The sequence below is a fragment of the Mycetocola zhadangensis genome (assembly GCF_003668565.1).
Lineage (GTDB): Bacteria > Actinomycetota > Actinomycetes > Actinomycetales > Microbacteriaceae > Mycetocola_A > Mycetocola_A zhadangensis.
Genome location: NZ_RCWJ01000001.1, coordinates 1,132,993 through 1,150,060 on the forward strand (window position 1 = coordinate 1,132,993; position 17,068 = coordinate 1,150,060).

Here is a 17,068-nt window from a genome sequence, read left to right on the forward strand (position 1 = left end):
GCAAGGACCCATCGTGACCAAACACAGTTCAGGCTCACCAGCCGAGCCAACCATCGAAACCCCTCAAGAGACGGCCGACCGAATCGCCGGCGTTTCAGGCAAAGGGCGACCGACACCGACGCGCAAGGAAAGGGAAGCCCTCAACAAGCGTCCCCTGGTGCCAGGCGATCGCAAGGAAGCGAAGCAGGCAGCGCGGGCAAAGCTCGCTGAGTCCAGGGAGAAGGCGCGACTCGGTCTGGCGGCAGGCGACGAGCGTTACCTTCCACAGAAAGACCGCGGCCCGCAGAAACGCTGGGTCCGTGACTATGTCGACGCTCGATTCAGCGTCGGTGAGTTCCTCATTCCGGTGATGTTCGTTGTCATCCTGCTGACCTTCATCCCCCGGCCGGAGGTGCAGGTGTACGGAATGCTCGCCCTGTGGGCGTTCTTCATCATCGCGATCCTCGACTGCATCTTCCTCGGTTATCTCGTTCGGAAGAAACTTCGCGCGAAGTTCGGTGAAGACAAGGTCGAACGTGGGGTGCGCTGGTACGCCGGCATGCGGGCGCTTCAGCTGCGGCCGCTTCGATTGCCGAAGGCTCAGGTCAAGCGCGGAGATTATCCCGCCTGACCACAGGTCACAAAGAACCGCCTCACCGATGATCGGTGAGGCGGTTCTTTTTCTACTCGTTTAGCGCTGTGAACGAAGTCGGGCGAGTCCCCGGTTGATCTGGCGCGCCCAGAGCGGGCCGAGGTAAAGGAACGCTGAGTAGCCCTGGACCAGGGTCGCTCCAGCATCCAGTCGCTCGGCGACCTCTTCCGCAGTGGACACTCCCCCGACGGAGACGACGCAGAGCGAACTCGGCACGACGCCGCGGATGACGCGGAGAACCTCGAGGGACCGCTTGGCGAGCGGCGCACCGGACAGGCCGCCTGCTCCAGCCGCCTTCACAACGGACGAATCGGTGGCGAGCCCCTCACGGGACAGGGTCGTGTTGGTGGCGATGATGCCATCCAGACTCAGCGACACCACGAGTTCGGCGATCCGTACGACCTCCTCGTCGGTGAGGTCTGGCGCGATCTTCACGAGGAGCGGCGTCGAACCGGCCTCCCCCTTCACCGCGGCGAGCAGCGGCGCGAGCTTGTCCAGTTCCTGCAGGCCCCGCAGCCCCGGGGTGTTCGGGGAACTGACGTTGACGACCAGATATTCAGCGACCGGGGCGAGCAGCCGCGTGCTTGTGAGGTAGTCGCCGATCGCGTTATCGACACTCACCACCCGGCTCTTGCCGATATTGACCCCGAGCACTGGACGATGCGGTGCGCGACGTACGCTGCCAAGCCGCCTGGCGGCATCCGCTGCTCCCCCGTTATTGAAGCCCATTCGGTTGATCACCGCGCGATCCGGAACGAGGCGGAAGAGGCGCGGTCTGGGATTGCCCGGCTGAGAGTGGGCGGTGAGCGTGCCGACCTCAACGTGGCCGAAGCCGAGGAGCCCGAGACCGAGCACCGCCTTTCCGTCTTTGTCGAAGCCGGCCGCGACGCCGAACGGTGATGGGAACGTGAGCCCGAGCGTCGACACGCTGAGGTCAGCAGCGGGTGCGGTGTGTCGCCGGATGGCCGACCCGAGGCCCAGCTTCGGCAGCACCCGGATGACGTCGAACGCCAGGTGGTGAGCGAACTCCGGGTCGAGTGCGGACAGGACTGTACGGAAGAAGAACGGGTACATCAGCGGTCGACGTTATCTGCGGCGTCGGCTGAAAGCCCGGTCGCGTGCTCGACTCGAAGCAGGGAGATGGCCGACTCGAAATCCTCGAGCGAATTGAACGCCTGGTACACACTGGCGAAGCGGAGGTACGCTACCTCGTCAAGCTCCCGCAGCGGGGTGAGGATGGCCAGTCCGATCTCGTTGGCGTCAATCTGGCTTGTGCCGGTCTGACGGATGGACTCTTCCACTTTCTGGGCGAGGATCGCCAGGTCAGAGTCGGTGACCGGCCTGCCCTGACACGCCTTCCGAACGCCGGAGACAACCTTGTCGCGCGAGAACGGTTCAACAACGCCAGATCGTTTGATCACGTTGAGGCTCGCGGTCTCGGTTGTGCTGAATCGCCTGCCGCATTCCGGGCACTGCCTTCTGCGTCGGATCGAGAGTCCGTCGTCGCTCGTGCGGGAGTCGATCACGCGGGAATCGGGGTGGCGACAAAATGGACAGAACATGAGGACTCCAGCTAGTAACGGATGCTTCGGCGCCAGTCGCGAGCGGCTATGAGAACCGGACGGTGACGGCAGCGCCGTGCGCGGGCATCGCTTCGGCACCACTCAACGCGACGACCTCTGCAGCGACCTGTTCGAGGGCTGCCCTGTCGTAGTCGATGACCTGTTGCGGACGAAGGAAGGTGTAGGCGCCGAGGCCCGACGAGAATCGGGCCTGGCCGCCCGTCGGGAGAACGTGGTTGGAGCCGGCGAGGTAGTCCCCCAGGCTCACAGGCGAGTGTGCGCCGACGAAGATGGCGCCGGCACTCGTGATTGTCGCGAGGACCGCGGTGTTGTTCGCCGTCTGGATCTCGAGGTGCTCCGGTGCGTAGACGTTACTGAAGCGCGCGGCTGCTCCGAGGTCGTCGACGAGGACAATCGCCGACTGCTGGCCGCCCAGGGCCTCAATAACGCGGGCGGAGTTCGGCGTTGCTGCCGCCAGAACGTCAAGCTCTTGGACGACGCGCTCGGCCAGCTCGGCAGAGTCGGTGACGAGGAGTGCTGCTGCCGCTTCGTCGTGTTCGGCCTGGCTGATCAGGTCGGCCGCGACGTATCGCGGGTTCGCTGTCTCGTCGGCGATGACCAGGATTTCCGTCGTGCCTGCTTCAGAGTCGATGCCGACGACGCCGCGTACCAGCCGTTTGGCGGCCGCTACGTAAATGTTGCCCGGGCCAGTCACAACATCGACTGGCTCAAGTCCGAGTGATGTAACCCCGTATGCGAGGGCGCCGATGGCGCTGGCGCCTCCCATCACGTAGACCTCGTCGATGCCGAGGAGCCCTGCGGCACCCAAAATGGTCGGGTGGACACGCCCGCCGAACTCGCTCTGAGCCGGAGAGACCAGTGCGATGGACTGCACTCCGGCCACCTGCGCCGGGACGACATTCATCACGACGCTTGATGAGAGCGCCGCCTTACCGCCGGGCACGTACAGGCCGACTCGACCGACGGGCACCCAACGCTGGTGCACGTGGGCACCGGGCCCGAGGGTGGTGGCCACAGGCGCGTGCAGCTGGGCTTCACTCGCCGTGCGCACTCGCTCAATGGACGCCTCGAGCGCAGCTCTTACGTCTGGATCCAGAGTGGCAACGGCTGCGGTGATTTCGGCCGGATCCACGCGAACCTCGACATCGGACACCCGATCGAATGCTGCAGCGTGACGCTTGAGCGCTGTCTCACCCTCGGCGCGAACCTCCGCGATCAGCTTTTCGGCTGCCTGGCTCGCAACGGCGATATCCACGACCGGGCGAGGGATCAGGTGCAACAGTTCAGCGCGAGTAGGCTGAATACCGCGCAGGTCAAGTGTCTGGATTGTCTTCTGGATCATGGCGGTACCAGCCTATCGCCCGGCGTCGCAGGGTCGGTTACTCGGCGCAGGTGAAAGGAAACTCAACACACGATGAATCCCATGAAGGACGACCTCGACGCGTTCAAAGCCGCTTTCCGCAGGCACGCAGCCGGAGTCGCCGCCATCACGGCGCGAGATGCCCAGGGAAAACCTGTCGGATTCACGGCGACGTCGTTGGCATCACTGAGTGCCGTCCCGCCCCTTGCCACATTCAATATGGCCCGGAGCGCGAGCAGCTGGCCGGCGATCGCCGAAACCGAGCGAGTCGTGATTCATATGCTCGGCGCACGCAACAGGTCGCTCGCCGAAACCATGAGCGGCGACAATGCATCACGCTTCGTTGGCGAACACTGGCATGAAGGCGCACACGGTCTTCCGATCCTGGACAACGTCACAACCTGGATGGTAGGACGCATCATCGAACGGTTCCCCGTACACAACAGCGTTCTTGTCGTCGTGCAGATCGAAAGCGGTGAAGTGGGAGCGGACGACGCTCCCCTGCTGTACCACGAGCGCCAGTATCTGCGCCCAGGCGATGTCGCCTAACCGCGCATGATTCCGGTGAGCTGACGGAGGACACCAACCCGGCCATCGTCGTGCCGGATGACGAGTTCGCTTCCGCGGTCGACGATAGCCAGCGCCCATGCGCTGGGGCCAATCTCGAACACCGTCGCCCCGGAAGTCTCATCGACGATCGGAAGCGGAACAGGCGAGTAAACCCAGAACGGCTGGGTGGAGACGACGGGTGGTGTCTGGGCCGTCGCGGGCATCGGCGCATGCTCGCTGGCTGCCGCGGAACCGATGTCGGACGTCGCGCCAGAGTCTCCCAGAATCTCCTGCTCGGCGACGTGGCGAATTGCCGAAACGGGGGCTGGTTCGTTCCCGAGGTGAGACTCGTCGTCGTCTCGGTCCTCGTCACTGTTTGTGAACAGGACTGGGGTCTCATGTGGCGTCGGAGCCGACGCGTCCGCGAGCTCACGGGAGTCGAGAATCTCGGTCTGAGGTTCTCCCTCAGTGTCTGAGGCGGAGGCGGAAGGGTCGAACGTTGCGTCGTCTGTCGCGACGATCGGTTCTGGCGTCCAGCTCTTTCGTCGGTACGCTGCGAAGTCCTCCGGCCGGGCATCCGCCGGGGTCAGCTGCACTGACCCGGTGTTCTCTTGGCTGTATGAGTGCACCTCTGGCGCATGGGGCGCTTCGGGGCGGACGGGTCGTGGACGACGCGGCACCGGGTTCGCCTCCCGCGCGAGCGGGTGTGCCGGTGTTTCCTCTCGCCGCGCGAAGTCGTCCTTGAGCGGCGCCGTGAATGGTGCGAACGTCGTAGGGACGAGGCTGGCCAGGGCGAAAATCAGGCCGAGGATGAGGCCGGGGCCCGGGGCGATCACCTCGGCGTCGCGGCCGAACGCGTTACCGCCGAACCACGCGGAGAAGCCGAGGACCAAAAACAGGGCGCCAACGTAGAACCCGGCAGTGGAGATCGCCATCGCCGAAGCAAACTGATCGACGGACAGTGACCCGACCCGGAGACGCTGTGACGGGCGAAGGCGGCGAATAACAATGAGCGCAGCTGCGACGGCCAGCAGGAGCGCGCCTGGAATGGCGATCCACGGGGCAGGTGCCCACAGGCTGGTGTATCCGAACAGGTCGGCGTAGACGCCGCCGATGAACGGAAGGAACGACGAAACGAGCACCAGGGCGGCCAGGATCACAAAGATCGTTTCACGCAGGGTGAAGGGACCGACGCCGTAGGCAGCGCCGTTCTCGTCGAATCGCGGGCGCCGCTGCCTGGCTTGCGCGGGGGCGGCTGCCGAAGGCGCGAATGCCTGGGGGTGCCCATCGGTCGACTGTTGCGAACCGTCGTACGCCTGCGGGTACGGCTGCGGGTAGCCGGATTGCGCGGCGTACTGGTGTGCCGGGTACGCGGACTCGGGCGCCTGCTGCTCAGGGTGATCCGGTTGAGCGGCAAACTGCTGCTCGGGGTGACCGGGTTGAGCGGCAAACTGCTGCTCGGGGTGACCGGGTTGAGCGGCAAACTGCTGCTCGGGGTGACCGGGTTGAGCGGCAAACTGCGGCGTCACTGGCTGTGCGGCTGGCGCTGCCACAGACTGCGTCGCGTGAGGCTCATCCGGGACATGCGGGGCCGAGACCGGCTCAGACTGACCGGCCTGTTGCGATAGCCCTTCCCCATCGACTGTGGCGTCCGGGGCGTGTGGTGCGGACCGCTGCGGTTCAACGGGAGGGGTTTCAGGGTTGGTCATCACAGTTTCCTTTGGTCACCGCTGGTGGCACGGTCGTTCTGCCGAGGCACGAATGTACTCCGAACGGTTGCAGCCGATACTAGCCGAGGCAATTTGGCCCCAGCAACGACTTCAGCTCTCCGAAGAGATCGGGCGTCACCTTCACCGGGTATGGGATTTCGAACAGTCGGGCGGTGTCGCCACGTACGAGCTTCAGGCGCACTTCTGCGTCACCCGAGTGACGGGTGAGGATGCCGCTGAGTTGTGTGACGAGCTCGGTCGTCGCACGGAAGTCTGGCATCGTCAGGGTAAGTGGTCCGCTTGATCCTCCTTGCCCGGTTTCGGGCGAGAAGATGCTGTACGCGTGCAGGTTCATGCCGTCATCTCGCATGCTGACGCGACCACGAACAACGACCACCGCATCGTTGACCAGCGTTGGCGCGAACTCCTGATAGGCCTTGCCCATGAACATGACAGTGATCTCACCGCCGAAGTCCTCGACCTGGATCATGCCGTACTGGTTACCCGATGTCTTGGCCACTCGATGCTGAACGCTCGTGGTGAGCCCGGCGATCGTGACGGTGTCCCCGTCCTCGGTCAGATCCGATGTGAGCAGATCGGTGATGGTTGTCGACGCGTGTTTGGCCAGTTCCAGTTCGAGACCGGCAAGCGGGTGGTCCGAAACGTACAGGCCGAGCATGTCGCGCTCGAACGCGAGTTTGTCTTTTTTGGACCATTCCGGACGATCCGGGACCGCTTCCGCCGTGGCATCCAGTTCAAAAATTCCACCGAACAGGTCAACCTGCCCGTTGGCTTCGTTGCGCTTGAGGCTGACGGCGCTCTCGACGGCGTCTTCGTGAATCTCGATGAGGCCGCGACGGGTGGCTCCAAGCGAGTCGAATGCCCCTGCCTTGATGAGCGACTCCATGGTGCGCTTGTTGGCCACCTGCAGCGGCACTTTGCGCAGGAAGTCGTGGAACGAGGTGAACTCACCCTCGCGTTCGCGGGTGGCTCGGATCGCCTCGACGACGTTGAATCCGACGTTGCGAACCGCACCGAGGCCGAAGCGGATGTCTTCGCCGACCGCAGCAAAGAAGCCGATCGACTGGTTGACGTCAGGCGGGAGCACCTGGATGCCCATGCGCCGACACTCGTTGAGGTAGATGGCGAGCTTGTCACGAGCGTCACCGACGCTCGTGAGGAGCGCCGCCATGTACTCGGCGGGATAGTGGGCCTTGAGGTAGGCGGTCCAATAGGACACAACACCGTATGCCGCTGAGTGAGCCTTGTTGAACGCGTAGTCCGAGAACGGCAGGAGGATGTCCCACAGCGCCTTGACGGCCGCATCGGAGTACCCGCGTTCGTGCATGCCTGCGCTGAAGCCCTCGAACTGCTTGTCGAGCTCGGACTTCTTCTTCTTGCCCATCGCGCGGCGCAAAATATCTGCCTGGCCGAGCGAGAAGCCAGCGACCTTCTGCGCGACGCTCATCACCTGCTCCTGGTAGATGATGAGGCCATAGGTCTGTCCGAGGATCTCCTGCAGCGGCTCTTCGAGCTCGGGGTGGATCGGGGTGATCGCCTGCAGGCCGTTCTTACGCAGTGCGTAGTTGGTGTGCGAGTCAGCACCCATCGGACCTGGCCGGTACAGGGCGATTACCGCGGAGATGTCTTCGAAGTTGTCTGGCTTCATCGAGCGAAGCAGGCTTCGCATCGGGCCGCCGTCGAGCTGGAACACACCGAGAGTGTCGCCTCGGGCGAGAAGTTCGTATGCACCCTTGTCGTCGAGGGCGAGTTCCTCGAGCTCGATCCGGTGTCCACGGTTTGACTCGATGTTGTCGAGCGCGTCGCTGACGATCGTGAGGTTGCGCAGCCCGAGGAAGTCCATCTTGATCAACCCGAGCGATTCGCAGGCCGGGTAGTCGAACTGCGTGACGATCTGGCCGTCCTGCTCACGCTTCATGATCGGAATGATGTCGATGAGCGGGTCGCTCGACATGATCACACCTGCGGCGTGCACACCCCACTGGCGCTTGAGGTTCTCGATGCCGAGCGCGGTGTCGAAGACCGTCCGAGCCTCGGCGTCGGTTTCGACGATGGTGCGGAGGTCGACGGTTTCCTTGTACCTGGGGTGGGTTTTGTCGAAGATGCCGGACAGCGGGACATCCTTGCCCATGACGGGTGGCGGCATGGCCTTGGTGAGCTTGTCGCCCATCCCGAACGGGAAGCCGAGCACTCGCGAGGAGTCCTTAAGCGCCTGCTTGGCCTTGATGGTTCCGTAGGTGACGATCTGCGCGACGCGCTCATCGCCGTACTTCTCGGTGACGTAGCGAATCACTTCGCCGCGTCGCCGGTCATCGAAGTCGACGTCGAAGTCGGGCATGGAGACGCGGTCAGGGTTGAGGAACCGCTCGAAGATCAGCCCGTGGACGAGAGGGTCGAGGTCGGTGATCTTCATGGCGTACGCGACCATCGATCCGGCACCCGAACCACGGCCGGGACCGACGCGAATGCCGTTCTCCTTCGACCACTTGATGAAGTCGGAGACCACGAGGAAGTACCCGGGGAACCCCATCTGGACGATGACGCCCGCCTCGTAGTTCGCGCGCTCACGAACGTCGGAAGGGATGCCGTTCGGGTAGCGGACGTGGAGTCCCCGCTCGACTTCCTTGAGGAACCAGGTCTCCTCGGTTTCACCCGCAGGGACCGGGAACCGGGGCATGAAGCTCGCGCTCGTGTTGAACTCGACGTTGCAGCGTTCGGCGATCGCCAGCGTGTTGTCGCATGCCTCGGGGTGGTCACGGAACAACTGGCGCATTTGCTCGGCTGACTTGAGGTAGAACTCGTCGGCGTCGAACTTGAACCGGTTCGGGTCGTCCAGCGTCGAACCGGACTGCACACACAGCAGTGCGGCGTGCGCTTTCGCGTCGTGGGCGTGTGTGTAGTGCAAGTCGTTGGTGGCGAGAAGCGGCAGGTCGAGCTCTTTCGCGAGCTTGAACAGGTCGGTCATTGTTCGTCGCTCGACGTCGATGCCGTGGTCCATCACCTCGCAGAAGAAGTTGTCTTTGCCGAAGATGTCCTGGAACTCTGCAGCGGCTTTTTTGGCCTCGTCGTACTGGCCGAGTCGAAGGCGGGTCTGGATCTCGCCACCGGCGCATCCGGTGGTTCCGATGACGCCCTTCGCGTAGGTCGAGAGCAGCTCGCGGTCCATGCGCGGTTTGAAGTAGTAGCCCTCGATCGACGCGAGAGACGACATCCGGAACAGGTTGTGCATGCCCTCGGTGGTCTCGCTGAGGAGGGTCATGTGCGTGTACGCACCACTACCGGAGACGTCATCGCGCCCCTGGGTGCTCGAACCCCAGCGGACCCGTGTCTTGTCGCTTCGGTGGGTTCCCGGCGTGACGTACGCCTCGGTGCCGATGATGGGCTTGATGCCCGCCGCTGTTGCCGTTCGCCAGAAGTCGAAGGAGCCGAACATGTTTCCGTGGTCGGTTACGGCGACCGCTGGCATCTTTTCGGCGAGAGCAGCGTCGATCAGGGGTTTGACGCGCGCGGCGCCATCGAGCATCGAATACTCGCTGTGGACATGCAGGTGAACGAACGAGTCGTCTGATGAGGTCAAGACTTCTCCGGGAAGCTGAGGGGCTGAACTACAAGCCTAATCCTCGCCGAGGACATCGAGTGCGTGCTGCAGGTCGGCCGGGTAGTCGGAAGTGAATGTAACCCACTCCCCCGTACCCGGGTGAGTGAACGACAGTTGACGGGCGTGGAGCCACTGCCTCGTCAGCCCAAGCCGTGCCGAGATGGTGGGATCGGCGCCGTAGAGAGGATCCCCGACACACGGATGCCGTTGGGCGGCCATGTGAACCCGAATCTGGTGCGTACGGCCGGATTCCAGGTGCACCTCGAGTAGCGAAGCGCTCCGGAACGCTTCAAGCGTTTCATAGTGCGTTACCGAGGGTTTACCCTCTGCCGTGATGGCGAACTTCCAGTCGTGCCTGGGGTGGCGCCCGATGGGTGCGTCGATGGTTCCGGCCAGTGGGTCTGGGTGGCCCTGCACGACGGCGTGGTAGATCTTCTCCACCTCGCGGTCGTGGAACGCCCGCTTGAGAGCCGTGTATGCGCGCTCGCTCTTGGCAACGGCCATGAGGCCTGTTGTGCCGACGTCGAGCCGATGGACGATACCGGCCCGTTCGGTGGCGCCGCTGGTTGAGACGGAGTACCCGGCTCCGGCCAGGGCGCCGAGCACCGTCGGACCGGTCCATCCGACGGACGGGTGAGCAGCGACTCCTGTTGGCTTGTCCACAACGATGATGTCGTCATCGTCGTACACGACATGCAGGTCGCTCACCACGACAGGAACAACGACCGGCTCCTGGCGCGGTGCCCAGTTGACTTCGAGCCAGCCTCCTGCACGGAGCCGGTCGGACTTGTCGACGGTGCGCCCATCGATGGAGACTCCTCCTGCTTCGGCGACCTCAGCCGCAAAGCTGCGGGAAAAGCCGAGCACCTTGGCCAGACCGGCGTCAACACGTGACCCATCGAGCCCGTCGGGAATGGGAAGACTGCGGGATTCCATCAGGCTGGGAGGTGTTTCGGGTCGGTCGTCGAGTCCGGCTGGGCCGGTTCGGGCAGGGGTGGAGTTGAGTCGATGGTTTGAGCGGCGGGTTCGGCACTGGCGCCGTCCGATTCGACTGAAGCCGTGGCATCCGCTTCGGAATCTTTCGTCGCGACGGTTTTCGAGCCGTCGAGGTTGATTCCGCGCAGCGTGAGAATGATGAACAGACCCATGCTGGAGACGATGCAGATGTCAGCGATGTTGTAAATCGCCGGCATCATCCACGGCGTGGAGATGAAGTCGATGACGTGACCGAGACCAAATGACGGTTCGCGGAAGAATCGGTCGGTCAGGTTGCCGAGAACGCCGCCGAGCAGAAGCCCGAAAACGACTGCCCATCCGATCGAACGGATCTTTCGAGCCAGGACGATGATCGCAACTGTGACAACCGTGGCCAGGATCGAGAAGATCCAGGTGCTGCCTGCTGCAAGCGAGAAGGCCGCCCCCGGGTTCTTGACGAACTGCAGGATGAGCAGATCGCCAAGAACCGGAACCTGTTCGCCAAGCGGCAGGTTTGAGACGACGAGGTGTTTCGTGAATTGATCAAGCGCGAGCGCCGTTCCCGCGAGGGCCGCGAGAACGACGAGCGCTCGAACACTGGAAGTACCAGTTGGCGTCTTGGGCAAGACCTTAGACGTTGGACTTTTCGGCGCTGGTCACGAAACCAGAGCCCGACTTCTGGTTGCTCGGGCCACCGTTGGCGTCGAGGTCCTTCAGCTGGCTCTCGATGTAGCCGCGGAGCTTCTGGCGGTATTCGCGCTCGAACTCGCGCAGTCCGTCGATCTTCTTCTCGAGCTTCGAACGCTCCTCGTTGAGGATGTTCATCTGCGCGCGCTGCTTGGCCTCGGCCTCGGCGACGACACGAGCCGCTGTGGCGTGTCCTTCGGCGATGAGGGAGTCGCGCTTCTCGGCACCCTCACGGACGTGCTCGTCGTGGAGACGACGTGCCAGCTGGAGCAGGCTCGAGGAGGACTCGGAGTCGTCCTGTGCCTGAACGGGCTGAACAACGGGGGCAGCGGCTACCGGGGCGGGTGCTGGTGCGGCGGCGGCAACGACGACCGGCTCTGCCTGACGCTCGGTCGAACCGGATCCGGCTGCCTCGAGCTTGGCCTGAAGTTCCTGGTTCTCCTGGTGCAGGCGGCGCAGTTCGACGACGACCTCGTCCAGGAAGTCATCGACCTCGTCCTGGTCGTAGCCCTCGCGGAACTTGGTCTGCTGGAACTGCTTGTTGACTACGTCTTCCGGAGTTAACGCCATGGCTTCCCACCTCTTACTTGATTGGCTCGATTGGACGTGCCCACGCTAGCAAAATCCTCTGCCGAAAAGCTGGGGATGACGCGATGCGAGACACGTGTCTTTCAGGATACCGCTACGAACGGGCTCAGCGCAGGATCGCGTTGACGAGCGTCATCGCGATGATGACACACAGCATGGTGATGCTCCAGCCGAAATCGAGAGCGAGCGCACCCATCCGGATCGGCGGAAGGATACGCCGAAAGAAACGGATGGGCGGGTCGGTCAACGAGTAGACGACCTCCGCGGCGACCAGAAGGAAGCCCTCCGGACGCCAGCGCGGCTTGAACGTCCGCGCGAGGTCGAGCGCAAATCGCGCCCACATCGCGAAGAAATACAGCAGCAGCGCGAAATAAAGGATGTTACGAATCAGAGAAAGAACGGAGTCCACCCGTCAATTATTGCTGAGCGAAGAAGGTGGATTCTGCCGCAGCAGCTCCACCGGCTTCTCCGAGCACGGCGACGTGCTGCGGCGAGAGCAAAAATACCTTGCTCGTAACGCGTTCAATCTTGCCGTACAGCCCCTGCGAGAGTCCGCTGGCGAAGTCGATGAGACGCTTGGCGTCGCCTTCGCTCATCTGCGACAGGTTGATGATGACAGGCACTCCATCACGGAACGTTTCTGCGATCACTTGGGCGTCACGGTACTGCTTGGGGTGCACGGTGAGGATCTCGTTGAGCTCGCTCGGCGCGGCCTGCTTGGTGGCAGCCGGGCGTCGCAACGGTGTCACAGGGGCACGGGTGGCAACGGGGGTCGGCCCCTGGGCAGGTGCACCGTTCGAATTTGTGGAGGCGTTGGAGCTCTGAGCCGCAGGGGTTGCCTGCTGGGCGGGAGAGTCACGCTCCTCGTACTCGAGATCGTCATCTGCGAGGCCAAGGTAGACCATGGTCTTCTTCAGCGGGTTGGACATCGCTACCTCCGTTTGTGCGGTTCCTTCTCTATGAAGATTAACCGTCTGTTGGTCTGTTTCCGGTGATTGCGGTCCCAATGCGAAGGTGTGTCGCGCCTTCGAGGATCGCTTCCCGGTAGTCGTGTGACATGCCGGCCGAGATCCGGGTCGCCGTCGGTGTGAGCGCGACGACGCGCTCCGAGTATGCGCGCAGTCGGGCGAAAGCCGCGCGAGGGTCCTCCCCGAGGGGAGCGACGGCCATGACACCAAACAGGTCGAGCCCGGCGGCGCCGAGCACCTGTTCCACGAGGGCTTCAAGCCCTGATGGCTGCACTCCCCCACGCCCCTCGTCCTCGGTGAGGTTGATCTGCACGAAGCAGGGCAGCGGGGGCATGTCGGCACCGGCGTTGTCGAGCGCTGTGACGAGCGCGGGCCGGTCAACTGAATGCACCACGGATGCGTACTGTCTGGCTTGCCTGGCTTTCTTGGACTGCAACTGCCCGACGAAGTGCCAGGAAAGGTCGGGAAGCGCGGCTAGTTCAGTCGCCTTGGCGGATGCCTCCTGGTGCCGGTTTTCGCCGACGTCCCGAACGCCGAGGTCGTAGAGATCCTCGATCAACCGAACCGGATGGAACTTGGTGACAACTATCGTTGTGATCTCGTTCGGATCGCGCCCCGCTTCTGAGGCTGCGTTGCTAATTCCCGCTCGTACCGACGCCAAACGCTCGGCCAGCGGGCGCTGGCCGAGCGTTTGTTCGTTCTCGAGGGTCATTCCTACTTGAGGAAGTCGGGGATATCGAGTTCGTCTTCGTCCGCGAACGCCGGATCGGCGGTCGCTGGCGGAGTGGACAGCGCTTCTTCGGTGACACGCCAGGTTTGGGGCGCCTCGGTAAGAACGGCACCGCTCGCTGCCTTGTCACTTCCAGCTGACGAAACGACCGCAGCGGCTGCTGGAGCGCTCGTCATGACGCCGCCCGTCGTGATGACGGCGTCTCGGACGGACTCGGTGGCGCGCGATGGCGGTTCGCCACCGTCGAATCCGGCGGCGATGACCGTGACCCGAACCTCGTCACCAAGCGTGTCGTCGATGACGGCGCCGAAGATGATGTTGGCCTCGGGGTGAACGGCTTCCTGCACGAGTCGTGCGGCGTCGTTGATCTCGAAGATACCGAGGTTCGACCCACCCTGAATGGAGAGGAGGACTCCGTGTGCGCCTTCGATCGACGCCTCGAGCAGCGGCGATGCAACGGCCAGTTCAGCAGCTTTGATGGCGCGGTCGGCGCCGCGTGACGAGCCGATGCCCATCAGAGCGGAGCCAGCGCCCTGCATAACGCTCTTCACGTCGGCGAAGTCGAGGTTGATCAGGCCCGGCGTCGTGATGAGGTCGGTGATGCCCTGAACACCGGCGAGGAGCACCTGGTCGGCGGTCGAGAACGCCTCCAGCATGCTGATGCCGCGGTCGCTGATCTCAAGCAGGCGGTCGTTCGGCACGACGATAAGCGTGTCGACTTCCTCCTTGAGTTTGGCGACACCGAGCTCAGCCTGAGCCTGGCGACGGCGTCCTTCGAAGCCGAACGGCTTGGTAACGACACCGATGGTCAGTGCGCCAATGGACTTCGCGATCCTCGCGACGACCGGCGCCCCACCAGTTCCGGTACCGCCACCCTCCCCAGCGGTGACGAAGACCATGTCTGCGCCAGCGAGGGCTTCTTCAATTTCTTCAGCGTGGTCCTCGGCGGCACGACGGCCAACCTCGGGGTCTGCGCCGGCGCCGAGGCCGCGAGTGATCTCGCGTCCGACGTCGAGCTTCACATCGGCGTCGCTCATGAGCAGCGCCTGTGCGTCGGTATTGATGGCGATGAACTCGACGCCGCGAAGGCCGAGCTCAATCATTCGATTGACAGCATTGACGCCGCCGCCGCCAATGCCGACGACCTTGATTACGGCAAGGTAGTTCTGGTTTGTAGTCACGTCCGGCCTCCGGTGAGAACTCTCAACCTCAGGTTAAGGTTTAAAGTTATGCTCAGTATGCATTTCTTGTATTTGACGTTAGGGCCAGTTGCGCGCGCGACAGGGACGACTCCCCGCGTGTCGGGGATCCGGGAGTGAAAGTCGCCGCTATCGAACCACGGCGACGCTCGGTGAGCTGACGTCGTAGACATCAAAACCCGGCTGGGCGGCCATGAGCTTGGTCAAGGTGAACGCCTTCAACTTCGACTCGTCTGCGCTTCCCCAGACGATGCTGGCATCGCCGTCGCGCAGGCTGAAGGTCACGTCGTCCTGGGTGGTCGCGGTCACTTCGTCCACAGTGGCGAAAAGATCTTCCGGGAGGCTCCGCAAGACGGCTGCCGCCGACAGGAATCCCGGTGCCTCACTGCCGCCGTCAACGGCTATGAGCGGGTAGTTTGGCGGCCGACTTGTCGATTCCTCGATCACGACGCCAGCCGCATCAACAACCGTGAAGCCGTCAGGCGTTGCAAGCGCTCCAACGGGTGTGCGCTCAACGAGCCGGACAACGAGGGTCGATGGCGGACGCGCCTGGACCGAGTACGACTCGATCAGCGGGTACGTCACGAGCGCCGCCTTGATGGCTGTGTCGTCAACAAGGGGGAACGGCGTGCCGAGCTGGCTCGACAAATCCTGCACTACAGCGTCCGAGTTCACCCGGAAGGCACCCTCCACCTGGATCTCCCGAACGGAGAGCAGCGGGGTATATGCCGCTACCACCGCAACAAGCGCGAGGACGACAACACTGCCTGTACCAACGAGCCAGTTGCGGCGGAGTCGGCGGGCGCTTGCCGTGAAACGCCTGACCTCGGCTTTCTCAACGCGCTTGCGCTGCTTGCGTGCCTCGCGTGGGCTCACCTGAGCGCTGACGAGCGGGGGGACGCCCCCGCCGTCGTCACTGGTCTGCTTCGGTGCCGCCCGCCCAAAGAGCGGGATCGGGTCGGGGCGCTCGGCTGGGGTGTCGTCGGGAAGTCGACCTGCTCCCCCACCTGTCTCGGCTGGCCGCTGCGGCGTGAAGCCGGAGGGACGTTTCATCGCCTAGCCCCGTGCGGCCGTCAGCGACCCGAGCAGTTGCGGGACGATGCGGTAGACGTCTCCACAGCCGAGGGTGATCACGTAGTCTCCCGGCTGGGCGATCGACGCAACGTAGTCTGCAGCGTCCTGCCAGTCCGAGATGAACCGAACCTTCGAAGCATCCGCAAACCTGTCAGAAACGGTGGCACCTGTGACACCGGGTTCCGGGTCTTCCCTCGCGCCGTAAACATCGAGGACGATCGTGTGGTCTGCGTGAGACTCGAGCGTGTCGGCGAACTCGCGCGCCATCAAGCGGGTGCGGCTGTAGAGGTGTGGCTGGTGCACGGCGATGATACGGCCGTTGCCCACCACCGTTCGAGCGGCGGACAGCGCCGCGGCGACCTCGGTCGGGTGGTGGGCATAGTCGTCGTACACGCTCACACCGTCAACGGTGCCGTGCAGCTCGAAGCGCCGTTCGGTTCCGCCGAACTCGGCGATGGCCGCAAGGGACTCCGAAATGCCGAAACCGAGTCCAACCAGCACGGCAAGCGCCCCAGCCGCGTTGATGGCGTTGTGCTTTCCGGGTACACGAAGTGTGGCGCCGTTGTCCTGGCCTTCAACGCTCACAATGAAGGAAACGAGCCCCTCGGAACTGATCGAGGACACGCGGACGTCGGCGTCGGGGCTTTCACCGAACGTGATGACGCGCTTACCAGTGAGCTTTTTGGTGACTCGGATCGCACCAGGGTCGTCAGACGAAATGACCACCAATTCCGAGGCCTTCTGCGCGAACTCGACAAAGGCGTCATCAAACGCTTCAAGAGAGCCATAGTGGTCGAGGTGATCGGCATCGACGTTGGTGATGAGCGCGACCGCTGTGTCGTAGAGCAGGAAGGAGCCGTCCGACTCGTCGGCCTCGACGACGAACAGTTCACCTGTTCCGCTTGCGCTTGACACACCGAGCGATTCGATGACGCCGCCGTTGACGAAGCTGGGGCTCTCGGACAGGCCGAGAAGCCCTGTGATGATCATTCCCGTTGACGTCGTCTTGCCGTGCGCGCCTGCGACTGCGACGAGTCGCTTCCGGTTGATCAGCCAGGCCAGGGCCTGCGAACGGTGCAGCACCGGGATGCCGCGTTCCTGTGCGAGTACGTACTCAGGGTTTGTCGGCCAGAGGGCACTCGTGACGACGAGGGTGTCAGCGGAGCCGACGTTCGCGGCATCGTGCCCGATGCTGATGGTAGCTCCGAGTTCGCGAAGGGCTGCGATGTTCGACGAGTCACGGACGTCGGAGCCGGTGACCACGTGTCCGGCCGCGAGGAAGAGCCTGGCGATACCGCTCATCCCTGAACCGCCGATGCCCACGAAGTGGACAGCGCCGAGTTCGTCGGGGATCTCGATGCTGAAGTCGGGTTTGATCACGGTGTACTTCCCTGTT

General features: G+C 63.5%; 16 protein-coding genes. 2 read left to right on the forward strand and 14 right to left on the reverse strand.

Annotation, left to right across the window (positions count from 1 at the left end):
- The first annotated feature begins 13 nt into the window (after positions 1-13).
- Entirely contained in the window at positions 14-610 is a 597-nt protein-coding gene (locus tag D9V28_RS05455; RefSeq protein ID WP_308472420.1) for a DUF3043 domain-containing protein, read from the forward strand.
- Between the two features lie 60 nt (positions 611-670).
- Here D9V28_RS05455 and D9V28_RS05460 read toward each other — a convergent pair whose 3' ends face one another.
- From D9V28_RS05460 to hisD, 3 genes are read right to left on the reverse strand one after another with little or no spacing between them, the layout of a single operon-like run.
- Positions 671-1,705, reverse strand: a complete 1,035-nt coding sequence (locus D9V28_RS05460; RefSeq protein ID WP_121658632.1) for a quinone-dependent dihydroorotate dehydrogenase — start codon at positions 1,703-1,705, stop codon at positions 671-673.
- Entirely contained in the window at positions 1,705-2,193 is a 489-nt protein-coding gene (nrdR, locus tag D9V28_RS05465) for a transcriptional regulator NrdR (protein ID WP_121658633.1), read from the reverse strand. Before nrdR ends, D9V28_RS05460 begins: the two co-directional genes overlap by 1 nt.
- A 46-nt stretch (positions 2,194-2,239) precedes the next feature.
- Entirely contained in the window at positions 2,240-3,556 is a 1,317-nt protein-coding gene (gene hisD, locus D9V28_RS05470; protein ID WP_121658634.1) for a histidinol dehydrogenase, read from the reverse strand.
- 81 nt (positions 3,557-3,637) lie between these two features.
- On the opposite strand from hisD, the gene D9V28_RS05475 reads away from it, so the two are divergent.
- Positions 3,638-4,123, forward strand: coding sequence for a flavin reductase family protein (locus D9V28_RS05475; RefSeq protein WP_229727730.1), 486 nt, complete (start codon positions 3,638-3,640; stop codon positions 4,121-4,123).
- On the opposite strand, the gene D9V28_RS05480 is transcribed toward D9V28_RS05475, so the two are convergent.
- The 11 genes from D9V28_RS05480 to murC all read right to left on the reverse strand — a co-directional run bounded on the left by D9V28_RS05480 (position 4,120) and on the right by murC (position 17,052).
- A complete protein-coding gene (locus D9V28_RS05480; RefSeq protein ID WP_121658636.1) occupies positions 4,120-5,832 on the reverse strand; it encodes a hypothetical protein in 1,713 nt (570 codons plus the stop codon). The genes D9V28_RS05475 and D9V28_RS05480 overlap by 4 nt on opposite strands.
- 79 nt (positions 5,833-5,911) lie before the next feature.
- Complete coding sequence (gene dnaE / locus D9V28_RS05485) at positions 5,912-9,430, reverse strand: DNA polymerase III subunit alpha (protein ID WP_220700450.1); 3,519 nt, start codon at positions 9,428-9,430, stop codon at positions 5,912-5,914.
- A 36-nt stretch (positions 9,431-9,466) separates the two neighbouring features.
- Positions 9,467-10,387: an RluA family pseudouridine synthase gene (locus tag D9V28_RS05490; RefSeq protein WP_121658637.1), complete on the reverse strand. Its 921-nt coding sequence runs from the start codon at positions 10,385-10,387 to the stop codon at positions 9,467-9,469.
- Entirely contained in the window at positions 10,387-11,052 is a 666-nt protein-coding gene (lspA, locus tag D9V28_RS05495) for a signal peptidase II (protein WP_121658638.1), read from the reverse strand. The genes D9V28_RS05490 and lspA overlap by 1 nt, the downstream gene beginning before the upstream one ends.
- A 4-nt stretch (positions 11,053-11,056) precedes the next feature.
- Positions 11,057-11,683, reverse strand: coding sequence for a DivIVA domain-containing protein (locus D9V28_RS05500; RefSeq protein WP_121658639.1), 627 nt, complete (start codon positions 11,681-11,683; stop codon positions 11,057-11,059).
- Positions 11,684-11,807: 124 nt separating this feature from the next.
- Positions 11,808-12,110: a YggT family protein gene (locus tag D9V28_RS05505; RefSeq protein WP_229727731.1), complete on the reverse strand. Its 303-nt coding sequence runs from the start codon at positions 12,108-12,110 to the stop codon at positions 11,808-11,810.
- A 7-nt stretch (positions 12,111-12,117) separates the two neighbouring features.
- Complete coding sequence (locus D9V28_RS05510; protein WP_121658640.1) at positions 12,118-12,630, reverse strand: cell division protein SepF; 513 nt, start codon at positions 12,628-12,630, stop codon at positions 12,118-12,120.
- A gap of 37 nt (positions 12,631-12,667) precedes the next feature.
- Positions 12,668-13,381 carry a YggS family pyridoxal phosphate-dependent enzyme gene (locus D9V28_RS05515; protein WP_121658641.1) on the reverse strand — a complete coding sequence of 238 codons (714 nt, stop codon included), beginning with the start codon at positions 13,379-13,381 and terminating at the stop codon, positions 12,668-12,670.
- 2 nt (positions 13,382-13,383) lie between these two features.
- Positions 13,384-14,580: a cell division protein FtsZ gene (gene ftsZ, locus D9V28_RS05520; protein WP_121658642.1), complete on the reverse strand. Its 1,197-nt coding sequence runs from the start codon at positions 14,578-14,580 to the stop codon at positions 13,384-13,386.
- A gap of 147 nt (positions 14,581-14,727) precedes the next feature.
- Positions 14,728-15,651, reverse strand: coding sequence for an FtsQ-type POTRA domain-containing protein (locus D9V28_RS05525; RefSeq protein ID WP_121658643.1), 924 nt, complete (start codon positions 15,649-15,651; stop codon positions 14,728-14,730).
- Positions 15,652-15,654: 3 nt separating this feature from the next.
- Positions 15,655-17,052: a UDP-N-acetylmuramate--L-alanine ligase gene (gene murC, locus D9V28_RS05530; RefSeq protein WP_121658644.1), complete on the reverse strand. Its 1,398-nt coding sequence runs from the start codon at positions 17,050-17,052 to the stop codon at positions 15,655-15,657.
- Between the last annotated feature and the right edge of the window lie 16 nt (positions 17,053-17,068).